This window comes from Pseudomonas fluorescens, from assembly GCF_030344995.1.
In the GTDB taxonomy this organism is placed as follows: Bacteria; Pseudomonadota; Gammaproteobacteria; order Pseudomonadales; family Pseudomonadaceae; genus Aquipseudomonas; species Aquipseudomonas fluorescens_BF.
The window spans coordinates 4,003,274-4,025,731 of record NZ_CP128260.1 but is presented as its reverse complement, the minus strand read 5'-3'; the positions used below and the strand labels follow the sequence as shown (position 1 = coordinate 4,025,731).

Annotated in this window: 22 protein-coding genes; 11 read left to right on the top strand and 11 right to left on the bottom strand. The window is 59.5% G+C overall.

What is annotated here, in order from left to right; all coding sequences use genetic code 11:
- The first annotated feature begins 42 nt into the window (after positions 1-42).
- Positions 43-414, top strand: a complete 372-nt coding sequence (locus tag QR290_RS17840) for a hypothetical protein (protein WP_085654241.1) — start codon at positions 43-45, stop codon at positions 412-414.
- A gap of 12 nt (positions 415-426) precedes the next feature.
- Here QR290_RS17840 and QR290_RS17835 read toward each other — a convergent pair whose 3' ends face one another.
- Complete coding sequence (locus tag QR290_RS17835; protein ID WP_115078320.1) at positions 427-930, bottom strand: GNAT family N-acetyltransferase; 504 nt, start codon at positions 928-930, stop codon at positions 427-429.
- A gap of 47 nt (positions 931-977) precedes the next feature.
- The gene (locus tag QR290_RS17830; protein WP_115078319.1) at positions 978-2,921 is read right to left on the bottom strand and encodes a DNA topoisomerase III; all 1,944 of its coding nucleotides are present in this window, start codon (positions 2,919-2,921) and stop codon (positions 978-980) included.
- 278 nt (positions 2,922-3,199) lie between these two features.
- Here QR290_RS17830 and QR290_RS17825 point away from each other — a divergent pair, with 278 nt between their 5' ends.
- Positions 3,200-4,606, top strand: a complete 1,407-nt coding sequence (locus QR290_RS17825; protein ID WP_289203241.1) for a serralysin family metalloprotease — start codon at positions 3,200-3,202, stop codon at positions 4,604-4,606.
- 94 nt (positions 4,607-4,700) lie between these two features.
- Here QR290_RS17825 and QR290_RS17820 read toward each other — a convergent pair whose 3' ends face one another.
- The 6 genes from QR290_RS17820 to QR290_RS17795 are packed head-to-tail and all read right to left on the bottom strand — an operon-like array spanning position 4,701 to position 10,866.
- Entirely contained in the window at positions 4,701-5,915 is a 1,215-nt protein-coding gene (locus tag QR290_RS17820) for an MFS transporter (protein ID WP_115078317.1), read from the bottom strand.
- A gap of 45 nt (positions 5,916-5,960) precedes the next feature.
- The gene (locus QR290_RS17815; protein ID WP_115078316.1) at positions 5,961-6,347 is read right to left on the bottom strand and encodes an ectoine synthase; all 387 of its coding nucleotides are present in this window, start codon (positions 6,345-6,347) and stop codon (positions 5,961-5,963) included.
- Between the two features lie 37 nt (positions 6,348-6,384).
- A complete protein-coding gene (locus QR290_RS17810) occupies positions 6,385-7,566 on the bottom strand; it encodes an acyl-CoA dehydrogenase family protein (RefSeq protein ID WP_289203240.1) in 1,182 nt (393 codons plus the stop codon).
- Positions 7,559-8,593: a class I SAM-dependent methyltransferase gene (locus tag QR290_RS17805; protein ID WP_115078314.1), complete on the bottom strand. Its 1,035-nt coding sequence runs from the start codon at positions 8,591-8,593 to the stop codon at positions 7,559-7,561. The genes QR290_RS17810 and QR290_RS17805 overlap by 8 nt, the downstream gene beginning before the upstream one ends.
- Positions 8,594-8,609: 16 nt before the next feature.
- Positions 8,610-10,151, bottom strand: a complete 1,542-nt coding sequence (locus QR290_RS17800; protein ID WP_115078313.1) for a class I adenylate-forming enzyme family protein — start codon at positions 10,149-10,151, stop codon at positions 8,610-8,612.
- Positions 10,152-10,185: 34 nt separating this feature from the next.
- On the bottom strand, positions 10,186-10,866 hold the full coding sequence (locus QR290_RS17795; RefSeq protein WP_115078312.1) for a class I SAM-dependent methyltransferase: 681 nt from the start codon (positions 10,864-10,866) through the stop codon (positions 10,186-10,188).
- 425 nt (positions 10,867-11,291) lie between these two features.
- On the opposite strand from QR290_RS17795, the gene QR290_RS17790 reads away from it, so the two are divergent.
- Positions 11,292-11,660, top strand: coding sequence for a DUF427 domain-containing protein (locus tag QR290_RS17790; protein WP_096820174.1), 369 nt, complete (start codon positions 11,292-11,294; stop codon positions 11,658-11,660).
- A 49-nt stretch (positions 11,661-11,709) separates the two neighbouring features.
- On the opposite strand, the gene QR290_RS17785 is transcribed toward QR290_RS17790, so the two are convergent.
- Positions 11,710-13,332: an MFS transporter gene (locus tag QR290_RS17785; RefSeq protein WP_289203239.1), complete on the bottom strand. Its 1,623-nt coding sequence runs from the start codon at positions 13,330-13,332 to the stop codon at positions 11,710-11,712.
- 81 nt (positions 13,333-13,413) lie between these two features.
- Positions 13,414-15,063: a GMC family oxidoreductase gene (locus QR290_RS17780; protein WP_289203238.1), complete on the bottom strand. Its 1,650-nt coding sequence runs from the start codon at positions 15,061-15,063 to the stop codon at positions 13,414-13,416.
- 133 nt (positions 15,064-15,196) lie between these two features.
- On the opposite strand from QR290_RS17780, the gene QR290_RS17775 reads away from it, so the two are divergent.
- The 6 genes from QR290_RS17775 to QR290_RS17750 all read left to right on the top strand — a co-directional run bounded on the left by QR290_RS17775 (position 15,197) and on the right by QR290_RS17750 (position 19,584).
- Positions 15,197-16,084: a LysR family transcriptional regulator gene (locus QR290_RS17775; protein WP_289203237.1), complete on the top strand. Its 888-nt coding sequence runs from the start codon at positions 15,197-15,199 to the stop codon at positions 16,082-16,084.
- Between the two features lie 99 nt (positions 16,085-16,183).
- Complete coding sequence (locus QR290_RS17770) at positions 16,184-17,446, top strand: MFS transporter (protein ID WP_289203236.1); 1,263 nt, start codon at positions 16,184-16,186, stop codon at positions 17,444-17,446.
- 91 nt (positions 17,447-17,537) lie between these two features.
- The gene (locus tag QR290_RS17765) at positions 17,538-17,753 is read left to right on the top strand and encodes a DUF4287 domain-containing protein (protein WP_115078307.1); all 216 of its coding nucleotides are present in this window, start codon (positions 17,538-17,540) and stop codon (positions 17,751-17,753) included.
- A gap of 143 nt (positions 17,754-17,896) precedes the next feature.
- A complete protein-coding gene (locus QR290_RS17760) occupies positions 17,897-18,199 on the top strand; it encodes an ArsR/SmtB family transcription factor (RefSeq protein ID WP_115078305.1) in 303 nt (100 codons plus the stop codon).
- A 63-nt stretch (positions 18,200-18,262) separates the two neighbouring features.
- Positions 18,263-19,258, top strand: coding sequence for a zinc-dependent alcohol dehydrogenase family protein (locus QR290_RS17755; protein ID WP_289203235.1), 996 nt, complete (start codon positions 18,263-18,265; stop codon positions 19,256-19,258).
- Positions 19,255-19,584, top strand: a complete 330-nt coding sequence (locus tag QR290_RS17750) for an antibiotic biosynthesis monooxygenase family protein (protein WP_289203234.1) — start codon at positions 19,255-19,257, stop codon at positions 19,582-19,584. The genes QR290_RS17755 and QR290_RS17750 overlap by 4 nt, the downstream gene beginning before the upstream one ends.
- Before the next feature lie 69 nt (positions 19,585-19,653).
- Here QR290_RS17750 and QR290_RS17745 read toward each other — a convergent pair whose 3' ends face one another.
- The gene (locus QR290_RS17745; protein ID WP_289203233.1) at positions 19,654-20,013 is read right to left on the bottom strand and encodes a hypothetical protein; all 360 of its coding nucleotides are present in this window, start codon (positions 20,011-20,013) and stop codon (positions 19,654-19,656) included.
- A 172-nt stretch (positions 20,014-20,185) separates the two neighbouring features.
- On the opposite strand from QR290_RS17745, the gene QR290_RS17740 reads away from it, so the two are divergent.
- On the top strand, positions 20,186-21,727 hold the full coding sequence (locus QR290_RS17740) for a phospholipase effector Tle1 domain-containing protein (RefSeq protein WP_289203232.1): 1,542 nt from the start codon (positions 20,186-20,188) through the stop codon (positions 21,725-21,727).
- A complete protein-coding gene (locus tag QR290_RS17735; RefSeq protein WP_289203231.1) occupies positions 21,727-22,383 on the top strand; it encodes a DUF2931 family protein in 657 nt (218 codons plus the stop codon). The genes QR290_RS17740 and QR290_RS17735 overlap by 1 nt, the downstream gene beginning before the upstream one ends.
- Positions 22,384-22,458 lie beyond the last annotated feature (75 nt).

Sequence of the window (22,458 nt, the reverse complement as noted above, 5' to 3'; positions counted from 1 at the left end):
GAAACCAGGACGTCAGCGGTCGCCCGTGTGAAGTACGGGGTCATGCGTCTGTTGCATGTAGTCGTGTTGAATAACTGCTACGCAATAGCGTCACAACGAGGAGAAGCAGCGAAAACCGGGAGGCTCCTTGACGACGTTTTCAGGGTCGACCACAAGCGTCTTGAGAATTTTCGCCAGCGCTTCTCGTCCTTGTACTGGACGTTCAGGCCAGGTCAGCTTCTTCAATCTGCCTTGTGGGCAGCGTGTATCCGGAAAAAACAGCTCGGCGGTCAGACGAGCTTGCTCAAGCGTGTTGCCAGTGCTCCCGATCGGGGAGACGTTTGCATCATGCAAAAGCCAAACGACGCCGTCAACGGTTTTGTAGTGATTATTTTTGCGCACTACATATTGTCGGACAAAGTCATTCTGGAATGAAAAAAGAGGCGTTCAGGCAGCGGGAGAGAGGCTGCGCAGGCAGTAGAACGTGCAGGGATAGCCGTCCACGGTTTTGGTCTGGCGGGTAAAGTCGCCGCCGCTCAGCTCGGGGATGAGCCGGGCCCAGAACCGCTGTGCAGGCAGGTTGGCGTCGACATGGAAAATCTGCCATTGACCGGGCAGGTGGCTCAAGAGGGCAGAGGCGACAAACTGCGCGACGCCTTGGCCACGCCAGCGTCGGCTGACGAAGAAATAGCCGATGTTGTAGTCGGCGCCTTCGATGAGGAGGTGGTCATCCACGGTCACGAATCCCGCCAGTTCGCCGTCGACGTGAATCAGGAATGGCCGGGTCGCCGGCTGGCGCCAGTAATCGTCTTTCAACTGGATCGGGAATAACCCATGCCCGCTGAGCTTCAGCGGCAGCCACTCGCTGAAGTCATAGGTGTAGAACTGCATCAGGTTTTCGAGGGTTTCCAGTTCGTCGCGTCGGGCGACGCGCAGTTCGATGACAGACATGCCGCTGCCTCCTGACCATCACTGCAGAAACAGTAGCGCGCAGCAGGCTATTTGGCTGCCGGTTTCGCCGAGCGTTTGCTGGTTCCGGTGGTTTTGCGTTGGGTGGTCTTGCGCTTGTTCTTCCACGGCGCAGCGGCCTTGCCGGCAGGCGGCGGGCCGCTGATGGTCAGGCTCAGCCCGGCGCAGCGGGTCACTTGCTTGCTCATCCACGCGGCCTGTTTGGTGACGAATTCTTCCAGACTCATCTCGCCGCTCTGCACCATGTCCAGCGCCTGCTCCCAGATTGCCGTTGTACCCGGGTCGGCAATCGCCCGGGGTACCGCATCGATCAGGCTGAACGCGGCGGGCGTGGCGGACAGCGCCTTGCCGTTCTTCTCCAGATAACCGCGATCCAGCAAGCCCTGGATGATCGAGGCGCGGGTGGCCTCGGTGCCGATGCCGGTGGTGTCCTTGAGTTTCTGCTTGAGCAGCGGATCTTCCACCAGTTTGGCGACGTTCTTCATCGCCTTGATCAGATCACCTTCGGTGTAGGGCTTGGGCGGCTGCGTCCACAGGTCCTTGAGCTTCACGTCCGCCACGGCGCATTCGGCACCTTGGCTCAGTGTCGGCAGCGTTTGTGGCGCGGGGGCTTCACGGCCCTTGGCCGGGGCCAATGCTTCGGGCAGCGCGCGTTTCCAGCCCGGTTCGATGATCTGCTTGCCGACCGCGCGCAAGGCTTCGCCGGCGCAATCGAAATCGGCCTGGGTGCGGTCGTATTCATGATTGGGCAGGAATTGCGCCAGATACCGCGCGCGAATCAGTGTGTAGACCGCGCGGTGCTTGCCGGTCAGGCGTTCCAGATTTTTCGCGGCTGCGGTCGGAATGATGCCGTGGTGAGCGCTGACCTTGGCGTCGTTCCAGGCGCGAGAGCGGCGCCGTGGCTCCAGATGCTCGCGCAAGGCTTCCAAGCCCGGATCAGCCTGGCGCAACGCCGCGAGAATCCCCGGTGCCTCGCTGTGCTGGCTCACGGGCAGGTAGCCGCAATCGCTGCGCGGGTAGGTGATGACTTTGTAGGTTTCGTAGAGGGCCTGGGCGATGTCGAGGGTTTCCTGGGCACCGAGGCCGAGCTTCTTCGAGCAGACTTCCTGCAAGGTGCCGAGATCGAAGGGCAGGGGCGCCACTTCGCGCATGCGTTCGGTGCGCAGCTTGATCACCCGGGCGCTGGCAGCGCTGCTGATTGCGGCGGCCGCTTGCTGGGCGAGAGCCTGATTGAGGCAGCGATCCTGATCGTCACAGGCATCGTTCGGTGCACGCCATTGCGCCGTGAATGGTGTGCCGTTGTGCAGCAGTTGCACATCGATGGCCCAATACGCCACGGGTACGAAATCGGCAATGCTGCGGTCGCGATCCACCACCAGTCGCAACGTTGGCGTCTGCACCCGGCCTACCGGCAACACGCCTTGATAGCCCGATTGTCGGCCGAGCAGGGTGAACAGGCGACTCATGTTCATCCCGATCAGCCAGTCCGCCCGGGAACGCCCCAATGCCGAGTGATACAGGCTGAAGGTTTCGGCGCCCGGCTTGAGCGCCGCCAACGCCTTGCGAATCGAGGCTTCGTCCAGCGCCGACAGCCACAAGCGGCGGATCGGCCCGCGATAGCGGCAATGCTCCACCAGTTCGCGGGCGATCATCTCGCCCTCACGGTCGGCGTCGGTGGCGATGATCAGTTCGCTGGCTTCGCCGAGCAAGCGCTTGACTGCCTTGTACTGGCTGGCGGTTCGCGGCTTGACGGTCATTTTCCACTTGTCCGGGATGATCGGCAGGTCCGCCAGCACCCAGCGCTTGTATTTGGCGTCGTAGGCGTCCGGCGGAGCGGTTTCCAGCAGGTGGCCAATGCACCAGGTCACCGTGACGTCCGTTCCCAGCCAGCAGCCGTCGCCGCGACGCTTTGCGCCGAGCACGGCCGCAATGTCCTTGGCCTGGGAAGGTTTTTCACAGAGGTACAGCCGCATAACTACCGTCGTCGATCATTGCCGGAAGAGGCGCACAGGATGGCCTGACTCGGGCGATCGGGCAACTTTTATCTGTATGGATATACAGATAAAAGGATTGCCGGTCATGACAGCGCGCGTCGTGGCAATCCGGGACGCTATCGAGAAATTGATTAGCGCCCCGGTTGGCGGCTGTGGCAGGTTCAGTCTGCCTAACAGGGCGAGTGACAGGACGATCTCGCCAGAGGATCGCCGCTTTTCTGTCTGACACTGACTCTTTAGAAACAAGGACGTACACCATGTCTCAACCTTCCTCCCAGGCCAGCAGCGCCTTCACCGCCGTCGACACCTTCAGCCATCTGTATGACCGTGGCACCGGGACCGTCAACGGCAAACCATCGTTCACCGCCGACCAGGCTGCGGATGAAATCCTGCGCAAGGGCATGTCGTGGCAAGACAAGAACGCTGACGGCAAGATTGATCTGACCTACACCTTCCTGACCGACAAGCCGTCGAACTACAACCCGAAACTCGGCAACTTCAGCGAGTTCAGCGCCCAGCAAAAGGCCCAGGCCGTGCTGGCGATGCAATCGTGGTCGGACGTGGCCAACGTGACCTTCACCGAAGGCAAGGGCGGCGACGGCCACATGACCTTCGGCAACTACGACGTCAGCACTGGCGGCGCGGCGTTCGCCTACCTGCCGCAGGGCAGCAGTTACGACGGCCAGTCGTGGTACCTGATCAACGATCAGTACCAGGTCAACAAGACCCCGGACACCAACAACTACGGGCGTCAGACCCTGACCCACGAAATCGGCCACACCCTCGGCCTGTCGCACCCGGGCGCCTACAACGCCGGCAACGGCAACCCGACCTACGGCGACGCCAAATACGCCGAAGACACCCGTGGCTACAGCCTGATGAGCTACTGGAGCGAGGCCAACACCGACCAGAACTTCAGCAAGGACGGCAGCGGCGCCTACGCTTCGGCACCGTTGATGGATGACATCGTCGCGGTGCAGAAACTCTACGGCGCCAACTTCGAAACCCGTGCCGACGATACCGTTTACGGCTTCAACTCCAACGCCGATCGCGACTTCTACAGCGCCACGTCGAACACCTCCAAAGTGGTGTTCTCGGTGTGGGACGGCGGCGGCAACGACACCCTGGATTTCTCCGGCTTCAGTCAGAACCAGAAGATCAACCTCAACGAAGGCTCGTTCTCCGATGTCGGCGGTCTGGTGGGCAACGTGTCCATCGCTCATGGCGTGACCGTGGAAAACGCCATTGGCGGCGCGGGCAATGACCTGCTGATCGGCAACGCGGTGGCCAACGACCTGATCGGTGGCGCCGGCAACGACATCATTTATGGCGGTGGCGGCGGTGATTCGCTGTGGGGCGGTGACGGTGCGGATACCTTCGTGTTTGGCGCGGCCAGCGACTCGACCATGACCGCACCGGACTGGATCATGGATTTCACCAGCGGCCTGGACAAGATCGACCTGTCGGGCATCGCAGGTTTCGCCACCGGCGCGGCCACACTGAACTTCGTCAGTGGCTTCACCGGGCACGCCGGAGACGCGATCCTCACGTACTTCGAACAGACCAACCAGACCAGCCTGATGATCGACCTCACAGGCCAGGGCGCGGTGGACTTCGCCGTGGGTGTGGTGGGGCAGGCTGTGGCGACCGATATCGTCGCGTGATCTGAAAACGGAAAATCTGAAACGAAAAAACCGCAGTCCTTCGCAGGCTGCGGTTTTTTTGTTTTCGGACATCGCTCTGCGACAGTGAAATCCGTTACTGCTCGGTTTCGAGGATCGACGTGGCGGGGGCGTTACGTACTTTGGCAAACCACCAGAGAGCCGCCACGCCCAGCAGCGTCGCCAGCACGGCCAGAATCAGAATCACACGTTGCGTCCCCAATGGCGCAGCGAGCAGTGCGACCAGCAGACCGGCCAGCGGTTGCGACAAGTTGTTGAGCAGGGTGATCACGCCCACGGTCTTGCCGAAGTCCTGAGGTGGAATGACTCGCTGGCGAATGCTGCGCATGTAAACGTTGAACATCTTGTCGAAGCCGACGATCAGCAGGAAACCCAGCACATAACCCCCCAGGTTCGGGCTCAGGGCACTGATGAAGGCACCGGCGGCGAGCATCGAATAAGCAACCCCACCCAGTACGCGCAAGGGCAATACCACCCGGGCGAGGAAAAACAGAATCACGATGGTGGTCACCGCGCCAGCCGCTTGCAGCACGGCGTAGTCGTCCTTGCCGGCGCTGTATTGACCGAGCACCATGGCCGCCGAAGTGGCCAGGGTGACCCCGACAATCAGGTTGACCCCGACCGCCAGGGTGATGATCTTTTTCAGCTCCGCCAGTTCGCGGATATGCCTGAAAGCGATGCGCAGAGGCTGCAGCCAGATGTCCTGATGCTGCTCGAACACCTCCAGGGTGATGCGGCTGAAACGTTGCCACACCAGCATGCTCAGGTCGGCCAGCAGGAACAGCCCGGCCACCCACAGCACCACCCAGTGCCAGGCCGAAATCTCCAGCAGCAATGCCGCCACCAAGGGCCCCAGAACCAGCCCGGTCTGGTCGGCAATCTGCGAGTAGGAAAGGGTTTTGGTGTAGCTGTAGTGCTGGAAGATATGCGGCATCAGCACTTCGCGGGCCATGATGCCCTGAGTAGTCAGAACGCCGCACAGCGCAGACAGCACCACCAGCCACGCGATACCGCCGAAGACGGCATAAAGCCCTACCGCCAACACGCAAAGCAGCGCCCGGTAGACCTGACTGATATGCAGAATCCTGATGGGCGAGAACTTGTCGCACAGGGCTCCGCACAGCGGAAACGCGAGAAAGCGCGGCAGCGACTCGACGAAAAATGCGAGCCCCGCCCAGGACGCGCTGTTGGTGGTCTGGAATACCACCAACGGCACGATGAACAACAGGATCTGATCCGCCAGCCGCGACAGGAACAGCGAGATGAAAAAAGCCAGGTAATCCTTACGCATGTTGACACTCCTGTGGGTGGGCGGCCTGGCGGGGCTGCCGCAACATCAGTAAGCCGAGCCCGAGCTGTCGCTGAGGTTATGTCGCTCATCGCCACGCAGGGGCGGGTTGAACACGCTGACCAGAATCAGATCCTGTTCCTTGCCCCCTCGCAGATAATGGCGATCGTGCTGGTCGAGCACATACACATCGCCGGGCCGAATCGGGTAGACATTACCCTGCATGTCTTCGACTTCACCTTCCCCGGCAATGCAATAACACGCCTCCAGATGATTGCGATAGTGCAGCAGCGATTCGGTCCCGGCGCGGACCACGGTGTGGCACAGGGTAAAACCCATGGCATCGCGTTCGGTGAGCAGGCGATGGCTGGTGCCAGCGCCCCATTCGACGAAGTACGGGGTTTTTTCTACATCGGATTTGTTGCGAATGAACATGTAAACCTCGCTGAGAAAGTCGCTAGTGAAAAATCAGTCAGGCTGTTTTGGCGTCGACGATGGAAGGGTTCAAAATGGCCTCGCCACAGGCCAGCATCGTGTCGTTCCACACCAGGTCGCGGTGCGCGGCGATGGCCTGGATATCGCGCCAGTGACGCTGGAGCGGGTTGCCGGCCACAAGTGACGAGGCACCAAGTCGTTCCACCAGGCGCCGGACCACTTGCACGCATTGCTGTGCCAGATAGGCGCGGTCGCGCTTGAGCTGTAACACCTGCCCGCTGTCAAGTGGACGATTCTGGACACCTGCCTCATGCAGTCGGGAAACCAGCGAGTCATACAGCAGCCCGGCGCTGTACAACTGCGCAGCCGAGTGGGCTGCCTGCTCGGCGATACGTGGATCGCCGGCCAGAGCCGAACCGGCGAGTGCTGCCACATACTCGGCATGCGCACCTTCCGCGCAACCCAGCAACGGGCCAATGATCGAGGTGGTGAGGTAGGGCACCAGGGGCATGTGGTCGATGTAGTCGATGCCGGGCGTGGGCGGATGCCGGGCAAACACCTCGTGCAGCGCGAACACCCGTTCGTGAGGCACCAGCAACTGGTGGGCCAGCACATCGTGAGAACCGGTCGCCGCCATGCCAAAGCTGTCCCAGCTGTCGAGCAGCTGAACCTCATCCGCGGCGACCAGCAGCAGGAAGCGCGGAGTCTGCTCGGCCTCCGGGTGATTAGGGCAGGGGGCATTGAGCATCAGCCAGGTGGCGTCTTCGATACCCGAGCTGAAGCGCCACCGTCCATGGACCCGAATACCGCCGGCCTCCCACGATAACTGGCTGTTGGCGCTGGCGGATGCCGAGGCGAACAATTGCCGGGGCCCCTCGGCGTACAACTGATCCTGACAGGTCGGTGGCAGGCGCCGGGCAATGCAGGCGTGGCCGCCCACCAGGGCCAGCATCCAGCCCGTGGAGGCACAGGCTCTGGCGGCGATGCGCGCGCTTTCCACCAGCGTTGGCCAGTGCCCGCTGCGGGTGACCGGTGCACGTGGCGAGAGCAGGTCCAGCCAGTCGCCGGCGAACAGTTCGCTGAAGGTGCTGCTGCTCAAACGGCGGTTTTTTTCCGCCGCCGCTGCGCGTTCGCGCCAGGCCGGAAGGTGCTCCACGGCCCGTTGGCACAGGGTAGGTGATGCGGCGTGGTAGAACGCTTGTCCGGTGCAGTCAATCATCGCCTGACTCCGCGGCAGCGCCGTGGGGCGCTGACAGGTTGCCAAAGCGCACTCCTTCAAAACAGAACGCTGCGGGTTGTACCGCCGGGCCCAGCAGACCAAGGAAGCGTTCTATTTGTTCCTGATCGTCCGAGGCGACGAATTCGCAGAAGTTGCTGCTGCTCCACAGCAAGTGGACATGTTTGAAACGGCCCGAGAGGGCACTGACCAGTTCCTCCAGGGTGACCTGTCCGTTCTGCATTTGCTCGAGCATCTGCTGGCGTTTCCAGCGGATTTCTTCCTCGCTGAAGTAACGGGTCTTGAACACCTCGTCCTTGATCCGCTCGCGCCGCAGGTATTCCTGCGGGTCGGGGTGGTTGAGCTTTTCCAGGAAAAACACCAGGCCACCAGGCTTGAGAAACTGCTTGATATGGGCGATTTGCCGCTCGCGATCGCGGGTATAGAACTGGAACGCGGCCATCTCATAAATGAAATCGAACCCCTGGCTGAAGCGTTCGTAGTCGGGACTTTGCAGCAGCGCAGGGGTGACTTTGAAGACCGATTGCGGATAGAACAGCGACAGCGCCGGGTCTGCGTGGCGCTCGAACGAAATCCGGTTGGCCTGGTTGGGCGATGAGGTAAAGCTGCGAATCAGGCCCTGCGAGTGGCCGGCCAATGCGCGGCCGTTGCTGCCATCGAAAGCGTCCACCTCGAACAGGCTGAAGGTCTGGTCCGCGCTTCGGGTACTGGCCCGGGCCAGATGGGTCAGGGCCACGCCGATCCTCGACAGTTCTTCGAGGATGTACGGCACGCTGGCCAGAAAGTGCGAGAACAACGGACCCGCACCTTCGATCAGACGATCGTGGTAGTCGAGGATCTCTGGGTCTTCGATCTCTGACTTCAGATGGCTGTGCAGCGACTGCAATGGTACCTGACTGGCGCCCGTGGCCAGACTGTGGAAGTGCCCGGCCAGTTTCAGCATGGCGCTCTGTTGCAAATTGTGGTCCAGACCGATGTCATCCAGTGGCGGTTGCGCACAAGTGTTCATGAAGTAGCTCCTGCTGTCAGATCAGTCCTTTGGCGGTGAACTTGCCCGAATCGGTTTTTGGCAAGGCTTCGAGAAATACGCATTGGGCCGGCACCATGTGCCAGTCCAGGCGGCTCTTGCAGTAATCCAGCAAGGTCTGTTCGCTGGTCTGGCGATGGTCGGCGTCAAGTACGATGCAGGCCTTGGGCACGTGCCCGGCCGATTCGTCGGCGACCGGCACCACCAGCACTTCGGCGACGGCGGGGTGGGAGGCCAGGCACTGTTCGATTTCCCTCGGATTTACGTTCCAGATGTTGCGCGCGAACACGTCATCCTTGCGCGCCACGTAGTAGAGATAACCCTCGGTATCTCGCTTGAACAGATCGCCGGTGCGGTACAACCGCGAATGGCCGAATACATCGTGGACGAAGGCCCTGGCATTAGCCTCGGGCATGTTCCAGTACTCCAGCATCAGGTAGTCACTGGTCACCAACAGTTCGCCGACCTGCCCGGGTTCGTCGATGGCCTGACCCTGTTCGTCGACCAGATACAGGCTGACGCCGGGCAGAGGTTTGCCCACCGAAGTCGGGCGGCGGTCGATCTCTTCAGGGGGAAGGTAACTGACGCGCTTGCACTCGGTGAGCCCGTAGTTGGAAAAGATCCGGACTTGCGGCAGTGCCTGGCGGATCCGCTGGATATGCCGGGTGTGCAGAGCCTGACCGCTGCTGGAGATATAGCGCAGCCCCGGAACCCTTGCCTGCCACTGCGGGCCAGTATTGGCCATCAGGAAAAACACCGGGGGAAACACGTGCATGGCGGTGACGGATTCGCGCTCGACTACCCTGAGGACATCTTCGGCGCTGCTGGCGGGCCGACTTTCGATGACGCTGGTGGCGCCGGCGAACAGCGGCATCATCACGTTGTAGACGCCGTAGTCGGAGGCTAGCGTCGAGTAGCTGAGGATGCGGTCGTTGGGAGTGTTCTGCAGGTAGGTGGTCACCCGGCTGGAAGCCGCCAGCATGATCCGGTGATTGACCAGCACGCCTTTCGGATTGAAGGTCGAACCCGAGGTATAGAAGATCGAGGTGGGACGTTCCGGATCCTCCTCCAGTGGGGCGGTGACCGAGGTATTTTGTGCTTGGTGCGCGGTAAGGGCATCGGCCAGCGGGATGACCTTCGGCGTAGCGTCGGGGGCGGGAACGGTCAGCAGGACCAGGTCCAGTCCGGCGGACTCGATCAGTCCGGTCAGGTCGTCGGTGCAATCGGTGATCAGCACCCGGGCGCCCGAATGCTTGAGCTGATGAATCAGCTTTGCGCGACTCAACGTGTGATGGGTGGCGGCAGTGATCGCCCCGGCTTGAAGCACCCCGAGGTAGACGGCGATAAGTTCGACGGAGATGGCCGAATACAGTCCAACGCGTTCGCCCGGGGCGACTCCCAGGGTCGGTAGCAGGGAGGCGATGGCGTTCGCTCGTTGCTGCAGTTGCTGATAGGAAGTCGCGGCCCCATCCAGAACAATGGCCGGTTTGGTCGGGTATTGGCGGGCGTTATCGGCGATGACCTGATGAAAAAGTTGCATGGCTCAATATCCTTTCAAGCACCACTTCGGGGAGTTAATGGCGTTTTCTTGCGCACACCGAAACATAGGTGCCTTGCCAAGTGTAAGGGTCGATCGGCAAGTTTTCAGAGTTGCTCAATGGCCAACTCTGTTTGTCGAAAAACTTATTGAAGGCGTAAATATCAAAGTCGCCCAGCCAGGCATCAAAGAAACCTTCGCTGTCTTGAATGGATAATCCGGCTTCCTTGTCCCAGATGAAAGGCTCACCGCTTGCCTGAAAGTAACGTGTCAGGTCGGATAACAGGTCGAGAAATATATAACCTCCTGGTTTTACCGCGCTGATGATCTTGGGCATCACGTTGCGAAGTTCTTCCTGATTGAAGAAGTGCAACACCTCGGAACAGACGAGTACATCGTAAGTTGCAGGGGCGGGGTCATAGTCGAGGATGTCCGCCTGCTGAAAGTCGAGCTCGCGTAACCAAGGGTTGTGCCTGCGACTCTGAATCGTGCTGTCGACCATGTCGACACCGCTGAGGCTGTAGCCCTTGCGGGCCAAGGCCGTGAGGTTGCGACCGTCGCCGCAACCCAATTCCAGTGCGCAGCCCGGGCCGTCGGGTAAACTCGCCAGAAATTGTTTGAACTCATCGCGCAATTCACCGAACAGGGTGCCGTTGTCGCAAGCGCTGTATTCCCTGTCATACCATTCTTTCAGGACGGAACTGTTGACTACTTTCATAGTTATTCTCTGGCATCGATAGATGTGCCACGCAGGAAAACGCGCTGGGTAAAAGCGTGCGATCAATTGATCAGGCTGGGGGCGGGAAATATGAAGTATTTATGAAGGAAGGAGAATGTAGCTGGCGGAAGCAAGGCATGCTGAAACTCCATTTCATTATTTTTTCGAGAGCGTCCATGGTTATCGGAGATTGCAAGTTGCTCGATAACGGAGGGGATATTTCCATCGCGTGGCTGGCGCTGTCAAGGCGAACTACGGCGGGGTATGAGTTATTTTTGTCACAAGTTGGTGACCATCAAAATTACAGTCTCCACAGACCACGATTTTATTTGCTCGGCAAAAAACCGTTCGGCTGCGAACCCGACGAGATTCCCTCGCATGAGTTATACCTGAACCGGTGCCTTCGCCGCAGTCAGGAGAAACCGATGAAAACTTCCGGTCCCAGTCCCGTCATCACCATCGCCGAGCAGCCAGGCTGCCTCCTGGTGAAATTCCACGGCATACAAGTCGCCGCCTCGGCCCGAGCGCTGGTGCTGCTCGAAGCCAATTACCCGCCGGTCTACTACATCCCGCGCGAAGATATCGACGAAAAATACTTCGCCCGCACCGACCACACGAGTTATTGCCCGTACAAGGGCGACGCCAACTATTTCAGTCTGCAAGTCCCAGGGCATGAAGGGGCAAATGCGGTGTGGACGTACGAACATCCGAAGATTTCGGTCAGCCAGATCAAGGACTACGTCGCGTTTTATCCCGATCAGGTGAAGTTTGAATTGCTGGAGGCGGAGGTCTGAAATTCCGCAGGGTGGCGAGGGCATTGCGCCCCCGCCACACGCCTATCAATCAGTTCTTGTCCAGATCGATATTCTTCGTCTCACGCAGACAAATCATCCCCACCACCAGGCTCACCCCGGTAATCAGCACCGGGTACCACAGCCCGTAGAAAATATCCCCGGTGTACACCACCAGCGCAAACGACACGGTCGGCAGGAATCCACCGAACCAGCCGTTGCCGATGTGATATGGCAGAGACATCGAGGTGTAGCGGATGCGGGTCGGGAACAGTTCGACCATCAGCGCCGCAAGCGGGCCGTAGCACATGGCGGAGATGATGATCAGCGCGACGATCAGGGCCACGATCATCGGTTTGTTGATCTGCTGCATGTCAGCCTGTTGCGGGTAGCCGGCCAGGGTGATGGCGCCGCGCAGTGCCGCCTCGTCGAAGCCGTCGAGTTTCACATCGCCGACACTCACTTGCACCGCGCTGCCCGCCGGGGCGGCGACGCTGGAGTAGGGCAGGCCTTGCTTGACCAGGAAGGTCTTGACCTTGTCGCACGGGCTGTCGAATTTGGCCTTGCCCACCGGATCGAACTGGAAGGTGCAGGTGGCCGGGTCTGCGACAACGGTAATCGGTGCCTGTTGGCTGGCGTGGTCGATGGCCGGGTTGGCGTAGTGGGCCAGGGATTTGAAGATCGGGAAGTACAGCGCCGTGGCCAGCAGCAGGCCGAGCATCAGCACCGGTTTGCGTCCGACCTTGTCCGACAGCCAGCCGAAAATGATGAAGAACGGCGCGCCGATCACCACGCTGATGATCAGCAGACTGTTGGCCACCGCCGGGTCCATTTTCAGGAACTGCGTGAGGAAGAACAGCACGTAGAACTGCGCCGCGTAGAAGGTCACCGCCTGGCCCGCGTTGATGCTGAACAGGGCGATCAGCACGACTTTGAGATTTTCCCATTTGCCGAAGGATTCACGGATTGGCGCCTTGCTGGCCTTGCCTTCCTCTTTCATCTTCAGATAGGCCGGCGACTCGTGCAGGCTCAGGCGAATCCAGGTGGAAATGCCCAGCAGCACGATCGACAGCAGGAACGGAATGCGCCAGCCCCAGACTTCGAACTGATCGCCAGTGAAGTAGCGGCAGCCGAGCACCACCAGCAGCGACAGCAGCAGACCGAGGGTGGCAGTGGATTGAATCCAGCTGGTGTGGAAGCCGCGCTTGCCGATCGGTGCGTGCTCCGCCACGTAAGTCGCGGCGCCGCCGTATTCGCCGCCGAGGGCCAGGCCCTGCAACATGCGCAACACCACCAGAATGATCGGCGCGGCGATGCCGATGCTGGCGTAGGTCGGCAGCAGGCCCACGGCGAAGGTCGCCACGCCCATCAGGATGATGGTCGCGAGGAAGGTGTATTTGCGCCCGATCATGTCCCCCAACCGACCGAACACCAGCGCCCCGAACGGCCGCACGATGAAGCCTGCGGCGAACGCCATCAGCGCGAAGATGAACGCGGTAGTGTCGTTGACCCCGGCGAAGAACTGCTTGCTGATGACCGCCGCCAGGGCGCCGTAGAGAAAGAAGTCATACCACTCGAACACCGTCCCAAGGGACGAGGCGAAGATGACCTTTCGGGTATCGGGGTTGGCGTCCGCGCTGCGCACGGCGTCCAGAGGCTGAACGTGTTCTGACATATCGGTATCCCTCACAGTGATTGTTTTTGTTGTTTCCACTGTCGGCGCCGACCTTGTGGGCGGGCGCCGCTGTTCCTTTGGTCAAGAGAGTGCGGTCAGTGCTTTTTCTTCGGCGGGAAAACTCCGGGCGGTTGGGTTGAGAATCAGCTGTGCCGCTTTTTCAGCAATCATCAGCGTAGGCGAACAGGTGTTGCCCGAGGTAATGCGCGGCATGATCGACGCATCGGCAATCCGCAGACCGGGCACGCCGTGCACGCGCAACTGCGCATCGACCACCGCGTCCGCGTCGTTGCCCATGCGACAGGTTCCGACCGGGTGGAAAATCGTCGTGCCGATCTTCGCCGCCGCTTCGTGCAGTTGTTCCTCGGTCTGCAGGCTGGCGCCGGGCAGGTATTCCACCGGATTGAAGGCTTGCAGGGCCGGGGCGCTGACGATGCGCCGGGTCAGGCGGATCGCGTCGGCGGCCACGCGCAGGTCTTCGGGATGGCTGAGGTAGTTGGGTTGAATCAGTGGGGCCTCTTTCGGATCGGTGGAGCGGATCTCTATTCGGCCACGGCTCTGCGGCCGTAAATCACACACCGATGCGGTGAACGCGGGGAAGCTGTGCAGCGGCTCGCCAAAGCGCTCCAGCGACAGCGGCTGCACGTGGTATTCGAGATTGGCCGAGGTCTGTTCCGGCCCCGAACGGGCAAACGCGCCCAACTGACTCGGTGCCATCGACAACGGCCCGCTGCGGTCATACAGATAGCGCAGGCCCATGCCCATCTTGCCCCACACACTGCCGGCAATCTGGTTGAGGGTGCGGGCGTTTTCCAGTTTGTAGATCAGCCGCAGTTGCAGGTGATCCTGCAGATTGCCGCCGACACCCGGCAGTTCATGCACGACGCCGATGCCGAGCTTTTCCAGCAGCGGACGCGGCCCGATCCCGGAGCGCTGCAGAATGCTTGGCGAGCCCACGGAACCGGCGCACAGCACGATCTCCTTGCGCGCCTTGAAGCTTTTCACCTGACCCTGCCAACGGGCGCTGACCTTCAAGGCGCGGCCCTCATCGAACAACACGCGATCCACCTCGACGTCGGTCAACACCGTGAGATTGGCCCGATCACGAATCGGCTTCAGAAACGCCTTCGCCGCATTCCAGCGCACCCCGGCTTTCTGATTGACCTGAAAGTACCCGCAACCCTCGTTGTCGCCCTGGTTGAAGTCATCAATGCTGGCGATGCCGCTCTGTTCGGCAGCGCTGCGGAAGGCATCGAGAATCGGCCACGACAGGCGCTGACGTTCGACTCGCCATTCACCCTTGTCGCCATGAAAGTCCGCCGCGCCTGCAAAGTGATTTTCGCTTTGCTTGAACAGCGGCAGCACGTCGCTCCAGGCCCAGCCCGGATTGCCCTCGGCAGCCCAGCCGTCGTAGTCGTTGGCCTGGCCGCGCATGTAGATCATGCCGTTGATCGACGAACAGCCGCCCAGCACCTTGCCGCGCGGATAACTCAGCGCGCGGCCATTGAGGCCCGGTTGTTCTTCGGTCTTGAAGCACCAGTCGGTGCGCGGGTTGCCGATGCAGAACAGGTAACCCACGGGGATGTGAATCCACGGATAGTTGTCGCGCCCGCCGGCTTCCAGCAACAGCACGCGCTGCTGCGGATCCGCCGACAGTCGATTGGCCAGCAAACACCCGGCCGGCCCGGCGCCGACCACGATGTAATCGAATTCATCGAGGGAAGTCTGCATTCCCTGACCTCGCTTATTGTTTTTGTTGTCAGTCATCCTAGTTGTTAGCTTTCGTCAAAAGAATGTTAGTTTTTGCGCAGCCGCTGTGCGTTTTCAAACAGCGCTTCCTGACGATAGCCGACAAGGACAAACCATGTTCGACTGGAACGACCTGCGGTTCTTTCTCGAGTTGCAGCGCAGCGGCCGTTTGCTCACTGCCGCTCGCCGCCTGAACACCACGCACGCCACCGTCGCCCGGCATATCGAGGCCATCGAAAAAAGCCTCGGCACCGCGCTGTTCGTCCAGCACGCCCAAGGCTACGAAATGACCCCGGCGGGGGAGGCGCTGCTCAAACATGCCGAAGCCATGGAAAACGTCGCGCTGCTGGCTCAGGAAGAAATCACCCAGTCCACGGCGCCGCTGGGCAAGATCCGCGTCGGGGTCACCGAAGGGCTGGGCATCATGTTTCTGGCCAGTCGCATGATTGGGTTGTTCGAACGCTATCCGGGGCTGGAAGTGGAACTGGTAGCGGTGCCGCGTTTCGTCAGCATCCTCAACCGCGAGGCGGAAATCAGCATTCACCTGGAGCGACCGGCGGCGGACATGCTGGTCACCCGCAAACTCACCGATTACCGGCTCGCGCTCTATGCCAGCCGCGCCTATCTCGACAATGCGCCACCGCTGCGCAGTCGCGAAGATCTCGGACGGCACGCGTGGATCGGCTATGTGGATGATCTGCTGTTCAGTCAGGAGCTGATGTTCCTCAACAGCTTCTGCCGCAATCCACGGGTGGTGTTTCACAGCACCAGCGTGATCGCCCAGCAGCAGGCGGCGCGTTCGGGGTTAGGGATTGCAGTGTTGCCTTGTTACATGGCCGCGTCGGATCCGGATCTGGTGGCGCTGTTACCGGATGAGACTATCGAGCGCAGTTACTGGATCAGTACGCGGCGCGAGTTGCACAAGTCGGTGCGGTTGCGGGTGGTTTGGGATTACGTGGTGGGGTTGTGTGAGGGCGAACGCGAACTGTTGATGGGGCCGTAACGGACGGCTGTTTCATGCAACTAAAACGCTTGGCAAAAGGTCATTCGATTTGCGGAGGTTGAGTCATTTCGCAGAACCTCGACAACGAAGACGTTACCCGTGGCCACTCACCTCGATCGCCGCAATGACCTGTCCCTCGACAGCCTGAATTTCTTCCTCGCCGACGTGCGTGACGGGCTGGGTCCTTATCTCGCGATTTACCTGCTGGCGGTTCACCACTGGGAGCCGGCGAGCATTGGTCTGGTCATGACCATTGCCGGGATCGCCGCGCTCATCACGCAGACCCCGGCAGGTGCGCTGGTCGATAGCACGCGCTTCAAACGGGCGCTGATAGCGATTGCTGCGCTGGTGGTCACCGGAAGCTGCCTGCTGCTGCCGTTCGTGACTTCATTCAGCCTCGTGGCAGTGACGCAAGCCATCAGTGCCGCTGCCGCTTCGATCTTCGCGCCGGCCATTTGCGCGATCACCCTCGGGATCACCGGGCCTCGCGCGTTTACGCGAAGAACCGGGCGCAATGAAACCTTCAATCACGCCGGCAATGCTTGCGCTGCGTTGTTGGCCGGTTTGTCCGCGTACCTGTTCGGACCCGTCGCGGTGTTTTATCTGATGGCGATCATGGCACTGGCCAGTGTGATTGCCGTTTCCTTTGTGTCGGCAAACGCGATCGACCACGACCTCGCTCGAGGTCTGGAGCCCAGCGAAACGGGACAGGGCAAGCAGCCTTCGGGCTTTTCCGTGTTACTCACCAACCGCCCGCTGCTGATGTTCGCGATTTGCTGCGCGCTGTTTCATCTGGCGAACGCGGCGATGTTACCGCTGGTGAGTCAGAAACTGGCGCAGGCCAATCTGCAGATGGCCACGCCGCTCACATCCGCCTGCATCGTCGCGGCGCAACTGGTGATGGTGCCGGTTGCGCTGCTGGTGGGGGCGAAGGCCGATCTGTGGGGGCGCAAGCCGTTGCTGTTGGCAGGTTTTCTGATCCTGCCCTTACGTGGCGTGTTGTACGTGCTGTCGAACGATCCGTGGTGGCTGGTTTCGGTGCAGTTGCTTGATGGCATCGGCGCGGGGATTTTCGGCGCGCTGTTTCCGGTGGTGGTGAAAGACCTGACGCTGGGCACCGGGCATTTCAATGTCAGCCTCGGGGCGATTTCGACGGTGTTTGGTCTGGGGGCAGCGTTGAGCAACAGCCTGGCGGGGATTGTGGTTCAGGAGGCGGGGTATGGCGCTGCGTTCCTGACGTTGGCGGGGGTGGCGATGGCGGCGCTGTTGCTGCTTTGGGTGGCGGTGCCGGAAACGGTGTCGCGGTCTGGTGTTGAACCCGCCGGGCTGCAAAAACGTGTGCCGCCGATGGTTGCGCCCTGACGTATCAGCCTGCTCGTACTGGACTGCATGAACGTCATGGCCTTCAATCTTTGGGGTCATGACATTCCATCGCAAACAGGGAGCTTGCAGCATGAGCGAAGACGCAAAAGTAAAAGGCCCGGCATCCTACTTTCCTTCAATCGAAAAGAAGTACGGCCAGCCCATCGACCACTGGCTGAATCTGCTCGCCAGCATCACCGACAAAAAACACATGGAACTGGTCGCCTGGCTCAAGTCCGAACACGGCATGGGCCACGGGCATGCGAACGCGCTGGTCGCTCATCATCTGGCAAGCGGCAAGAAGTGAGGGCAGGGCACCGATGAACCGCTTCGCCGGGTGGTGGGCGGACGGCGTTGATTCATATGAAACGCAGCAGAAGACAGGCCGGACTGTTTTCCGTTGGTCAAACAGCGTATTGACATATCGAACAATCTCGATATTCTCGCGGCATGGACCTGATCGAAGTATTCAAAGCACTCTCAAACCCGGTACGGCTTGAAATCCTGAAAGGCTTGAAGGACCCCGAAAAGAACTTCCCCCCGCAGGACGAGGGCGACGTTCACACGGTGGGCGTGTGTGTGAGCAGCATTCAAGAGGGCATCGGACTCTCGCAGTCAACGGTGTCCGGTTATCTTGCAACGCTGCAGCGCGTGGGCCTGGTTGAAGTCAGGCGCATCGGTCAGTGGACCTACTACAAGCGCAATGAAGCCAACATCAGCGCCTTGGCCGAGGTCATAGGGAAAGAGCTGTAAAAAAATTTACCGCATGATATCGAGATATCTCGATATCCCTTATTGTCGATGCGAGGATTCACCATGAAAGCGATGCTGCTTGAATCATTTGGCAACTCTGAATCGTTCGAACTCCGAGACGTGCCAAAGCCAGTGCCGGAAGCGGGGCAAGTGCTGGTCCGGGTACACGCCACCTCGATCAATCCGCTGGATTACCAGGTCCGACGCGGCGACTACCCGGACCTGGTGCAACTGCCGGCCATCACGGGACATGACGTCTCCGGCGTAGTCGAAGCGGTCGGCCCCGGCGTGACGGCTTTCGCGCCCGGAGACGAAGTCTGGTACACGCCGCAAATCTTCGACGGCCCCGGCAGCTATGCCGAATACCACGTGGCGTCCGCCAGCATCATCGGCAAAAAGCCGCGCTCGCTGAGCCATCTCGAAGCGGCCAGCCTGAGCCTGGTGGGCGGGACGGCGTGGGAAGCCCTGATCGTGCGGGCAGCGCTCAGAGTCGGCGAGAGCATTCTGATCCACGGCGGCGCGGGAGGCGTCGGACACGTCGCCATCCAGCTCGCCAAAGCGATGGGCGCCAAAGTGTTCACCACCGCACGCGAAGCAAACGCCGAGTTCGTCCGCCGCATGGGCGCCGATGTGATCATCGACTATGAAAAGGAAGACTACGTTGACACCATCCTGCGCGAAACCGATGGCCTCGGAGTGGATGTGGTGTTCGACACCATCGGCGGCGACACCCTGTCGCGCAGCCCCGACGCCCTGGCACAACTCGGCCGCGTGGTCTCGATCGTCGACATCGCCAAACCACAAAACCTCGTTCAGGCCTGGGGCAAGAATGCGAGCTATCACTTCGTTTTCACCCGCCAGAACCGCGGCAAGCTCGATGAGTTGAGTGCGTTGGTGGAACGCGGTCAATTGCGGCCACATGTTGGCGCGGTGTATTCGCTTGCGGAGATTCCACTGGCCCATGCACGGTTGGAGAGCCCCAATAACGGTCTTCATGGGAAGATTGCGATTGCGGTCGAGCCGTCGCTTCGTGCGGGTTCTGTGGGGGATGCGTCATGATTTATGAGATCGCTTTGCTGCCCGTTTATAAAGAACGTGTTGATGAGTTCAGACGTGCATTTGCCGAGGTTGCGCCGTTGTTACGCCGCGCAACGGGGTATGGCGGGCACATGCTTGCGCAGGGGATTGAAACGCCGGAGCGGTTCAATCTGATCGTGCGGTGGGAGTCGCTTGAGGCTCATACGGAGTTTGAGGCGGGGGAGGATCACAGGGTCTTTATGCTGGGGCTGGAGGGGTATTTTTCGGAGGAGCCGCAGGTTTATCACATTGAGGGGGCGGATTTTACTGCTGGCGAAGGTGATGGGGCTCTTTGGCCGGGAAACTGAATCGGAGCCCTTCAGTAAATGGGAGCAGATTCATTACCTGAATCTGCTCCCTTTTTTTGTTCGTTAAGCTCAGCCGTTGGCGTTTGCTCTCTTTTCCGCCGTCACGATGCAAGCCTTGTAGAAATTGGAATGGAAATCGCTGATCGCTTTCTGCTGCAAACTCTCGCTTGAGTACTGCGGAATCGCGTACGCCTCGCGGATCAACGTCTTGAACACTACACCCACATACTCGTTCTGCTTACCTGCCGCTTCGGCCAGTTCCCACACCGAATCCATGGGCACGCCTTGCTGCCTGGTTTTCATGACCTGTTTGGCCGAGTTTTCTATTCGTTGGCACTCTTCGAGCTCTTCCTGTGGCACAGGAGAGGCAAGAGCGGAAAAACTGATGGTGAAGGTTATCGCTGCTGCTGCCAGACATTGTTTGTGCACGAGGTGTCGTCCCTGGTTTCGAGGCTGAACCTTATCATTCGTGGCGCGGCGCCACCATTGCAGGCATGGGGAAAGAGCGCCAGGTGCTGGCACGCGGCCACGCCTTGCGCCCCCCGATTTCGGCTGTCACCCTTCGGCCCGTTCTTCAAGGATCAGAAGAAGGAATCAAGGATTGAGTGGCTACATTCCAAACCCGCCTAAAAACTATCGCAACAAAGGAACCGACCCCGTCGATATTCATGCCCAGCGTTGGGCGGAGTACGAGAAACACGGGAAGGAACCTGCATCGGCACGTGAAAAAATCGGTATTGCCCTGCGAATCGGAGTGTTCTTCGATGGGACGGGGAATAATGCCAATAATGCTGCGGCCGGGCTTTTGTGTGGTGCTCATCATCCGATTGCGGCTCAAGATATTGATGCAAGCTGCAAGTCGTATATGAAAGATCCGGACAGCAGCTACGCGAACGACACTAGTAATGTGCAAAAGCTAAGCGAGCTGTATTACGCACCTCAGGAAGCCGGAGGGGATAGCTTGTACAAACAAGCATTCCGCATGGTGTATATCGAGGGGATTGGCACCCGCTCTGGAAAAGAGGACAGCACGTTTGGGGCCGGCACTGGGCGAGGCGACACCGGCGTCGCTGGTCGTGTCCAAAGCTCATTCGCAGAGATTGAACTGCGTATAAAGGATGTGTTGGATCTCCATCCCGATGGTGAAATTGCGTCGCTGACATTCGATGTGTTCGGCTTTAGTCGTGGAGCTGCTGCCGCTCGGCATTTCGCCAACGAAGTCGTCCGTGGAAAGCATGGACCGTTGGGCGATGTTTTACGAAGCAATGAAATGCACCTCAGTCGGACCTTTGTTGATCAATTCAAAAGCAGCATAAACATCGGCTTCATTGGCCTTTTTGACACGGTGCCTTCGATTGCTGGATGGTCGAATCTGGGTAACATCAAGAGTCCAATCGCAACAGGTATCAAGTTGTACCTCGACCGTCGTTTTTTTTCAGATGTTGTTCAACTATCGGCTCGAGATGAGTGCCGAGCTAATTTTGCCCTGAGTCGCGTAAAAGCCGACCATTTGGAAATCACGCTGCCTGGGGTTCACTCGGATATTGGTGGTGGTTACCGCGATGAGGTTGAGGAGTGTGTGCTCATCAGCCCTATGCAATCTCTTGAGGTTTCGCAATTTACCGATGTTTCCACCACTTCGATCTACCGCGATGCGGTGGCGGTAAAAAATGGCTGGGTCGCGAATGGTTGGCCGGCCGACATGCTGGAGATCATCACTCCAGCTGCGCTGCTCCTTCCAGTGGATCAGCAAGATCGGCTCAGTCCACGCAAGAAACGTGTTTATGCGGCAGTTCAGCTTAAGCGTCCTGTGAATGGCATGCTGTCCCGAGTGTATTTGCGGGTAATGCATCACTTGGCAAAAGAAAAAGGAGTTCGATTCAACGACATTCCGGATACCCCTGAATTAGCCGTCCCTTCTGAGCTTCAGTCGCTGTGCAATCGGTTTGTAGCAGGTGACTACAGCACTACACCGCAAGAGGAAAAACAGCTGAAGCTGAAGTACATTCACATGTCCGCAAACTGGAATCATCCTCTCGGCCGCAGAGATGGCAGTGGTCTCCGCGCCGTATACATCAACGCACCCACGGCAGACGCGATTCGCGTGCAACATCCTCACGTACCTGACTGGACGCTCTGGTAATGAAGTTACTCGTCACTCTCATCTGTGCTCTTTTCATGACTGGCTGCCAGTCTGCCAATCCACTTTCCGTTAAAAACGATTCTAAGTCCGAATGGTGGGAGATGGCCTTTATTGAACCTGATTACATGAAGGTCTGGGTGGAAGACAGCTCTGTGCAAGATATCAACGGCAAAGTCTTCTTCAGGACTGGCAGCGGCACTGCCGCTGGCGGTGAGCCTGAGGACGGCACAGAGTCCGCAAGGGGCTGGAAGGGCGTTGGCGGCAGTGGAAGAAAAGTAGTGGGCGCCGATCTGCCCATTCGTATTTACGTCCGCTGGCAATCCATCGTAGAGCAGAAAACCTGGCAGGCTTGGGTGGACATTCCTGAGGAGGCCAGGCAACTGATGGTGTCATCTACCAATCAGCGTTGCCCGAAGACACCTGATCAAAAAGCAAGGTATATGGCGTCGATCTATCTGGGACTTGCGCCTGGCGGTGTTGTGCAGGTTTGGGTAAGGGACTCATGCCATCACCCGGTCATAGTCGCGCGCGCCCAAGCAGAGATCGAGCCGTTGGGGCCTAGTCAGGGCAAAAATGAAGGGCGTTATGCCTACCCAGTCAGTGAAAAGTCCAAGCGCTATATTGATAGGTACGGTATTCCGTATGGAAGTTGGTAACTGTAAGCCAATGAAGACTTATATGTTTTCAGGCAAGGAGGGGCGCGTAACAAAAAGCCCGGCGTCTTTCCGGGC

Coding starts and splice junctions, on each gene's coding strand:
- QR290_RS17735 (WP_289203231.1), top strand. CDS start 21,727: ATGAAGTTACTCGTCACTCTCATCTGTGCTCTTTTCATGACTGGCTGC.
- QR290_RS17815 (WP_115078316.1), bottom strand. CDS start 6,347: ATGTTCATTCGCAACAAATCCGATGTAGAAAAAACCCCGTACTTCGTC.
- QR290_RS17790 (WP_096820174.1), top strand. CDS start 11,292: ATGAAAACTTCCGGTCCCAGTCCCGTCATCACCATCGCCGAGCAGCCA.
- QR290_RS17835 (WP_115078320.1), bottom strand. CDS start 930: ATGTCTGTCATCGAACTGCGCGTCGCCCGACGCGACGAACTGGAAACC.
- QR290_RS17785 (WP_289203239.1), bottom strand. CDS start 13,332: ATGTCAGAACACGTTCAGCCTCTGGACGCCGTGCGCAGCGCGGACGCC.
- QR290_RS17795 (WP_115078312.1), bottom strand. CDS start 10,866: ATGAAAGTAGTCAACAGTTCCGTCCTGAAAGAATGGTATGACAGGGAA.
- QR290_RS17840 (WP_085654241.1), top strand. CDS start 43: ATGCGTCTGTTGCATGTAGTCGTGTTGAATAACTGCTACGCAATAGCG.
- QR290_RS17810 (WP_289203240.1), bottom strand. CDS start 7,566: ATGATTGACTGCACCGGACAAGCGTTCTACCACGCCGCATCACCTACC.
- QR290_RS17775 (WP_289203237.1), top strand. CDS start 15,197: ATGTTCGACTGGAACGACCTGCGGTTCTTTCTCGAGTTGCAGCGCAGC.
- QR290_RS17820 (WP_115078317.1), bottom strand. CDS start 5,915: ATGCGTAAGGATTACCTGGCTTTTTTCATCTCGCTGTTCCTGTCGCGG.
- QR290_RS17750 (WP_289203234.1), top strand. CDS start 19,255: ATGATTTATGAGATCGCTTTGCTGCCCGTTTATAAAGAACGTGTTGAT.
- QR290_RS17825 (WP_289203241.1), top strand. CDS start 3,200: ATGTCTCAACCTTCCTCCCAGGCCAGCAGCGCCTTCACCGCCGTCGAC.
- QR290_RS17800 (WP_115078313.1), bottom strand. CDS start 10,151: ATGCAACTTTTTCATCAGGTCATCGCCGATAACGCCCGCCAATACCCG.
- QR290_RS17765 (WP_115078307.1), top strand. CDS start 17,538: ATGAGCGAAGACGCAAAAGTAAAAGGCCCGGCATCCTACTTTCCTTCA.
- QR290_RS17755 (WP_289203235.1), top strand. CDS start 18,263: ATGAAAGCGATGCTGCTTGAATCATTTGGCAACTCTGAATCGTTCGAA.
- QR290_RS17830 (WP_115078319.1), bottom strand. CDS start 2,921: ATGCGGCTGTACCTCTGTGAAAAACCTTCCCAGGCCAAGGACATTGCG.
- QR290_RS17780 (WP_289203238.1), bottom strand. CDS start 15,063: ATGCAGACTTCCCTCGATGAATTCGATTACATCGTGGTCGGCGCCGGG.
- QR290_RS17760 (WP_115078305.1), top strand. CDS start 17,897: ATGGACCTGATCGAAGTATTCAAAGCACTCTCAAACCCGGTACGGCTT.
- QR290_RS17805 (WP_115078314.1), bottom strand. CDS start 8,593: ATGAACACTTGTGCGCAACCGCCACTGGATGACATCGGTCTGGACCAC.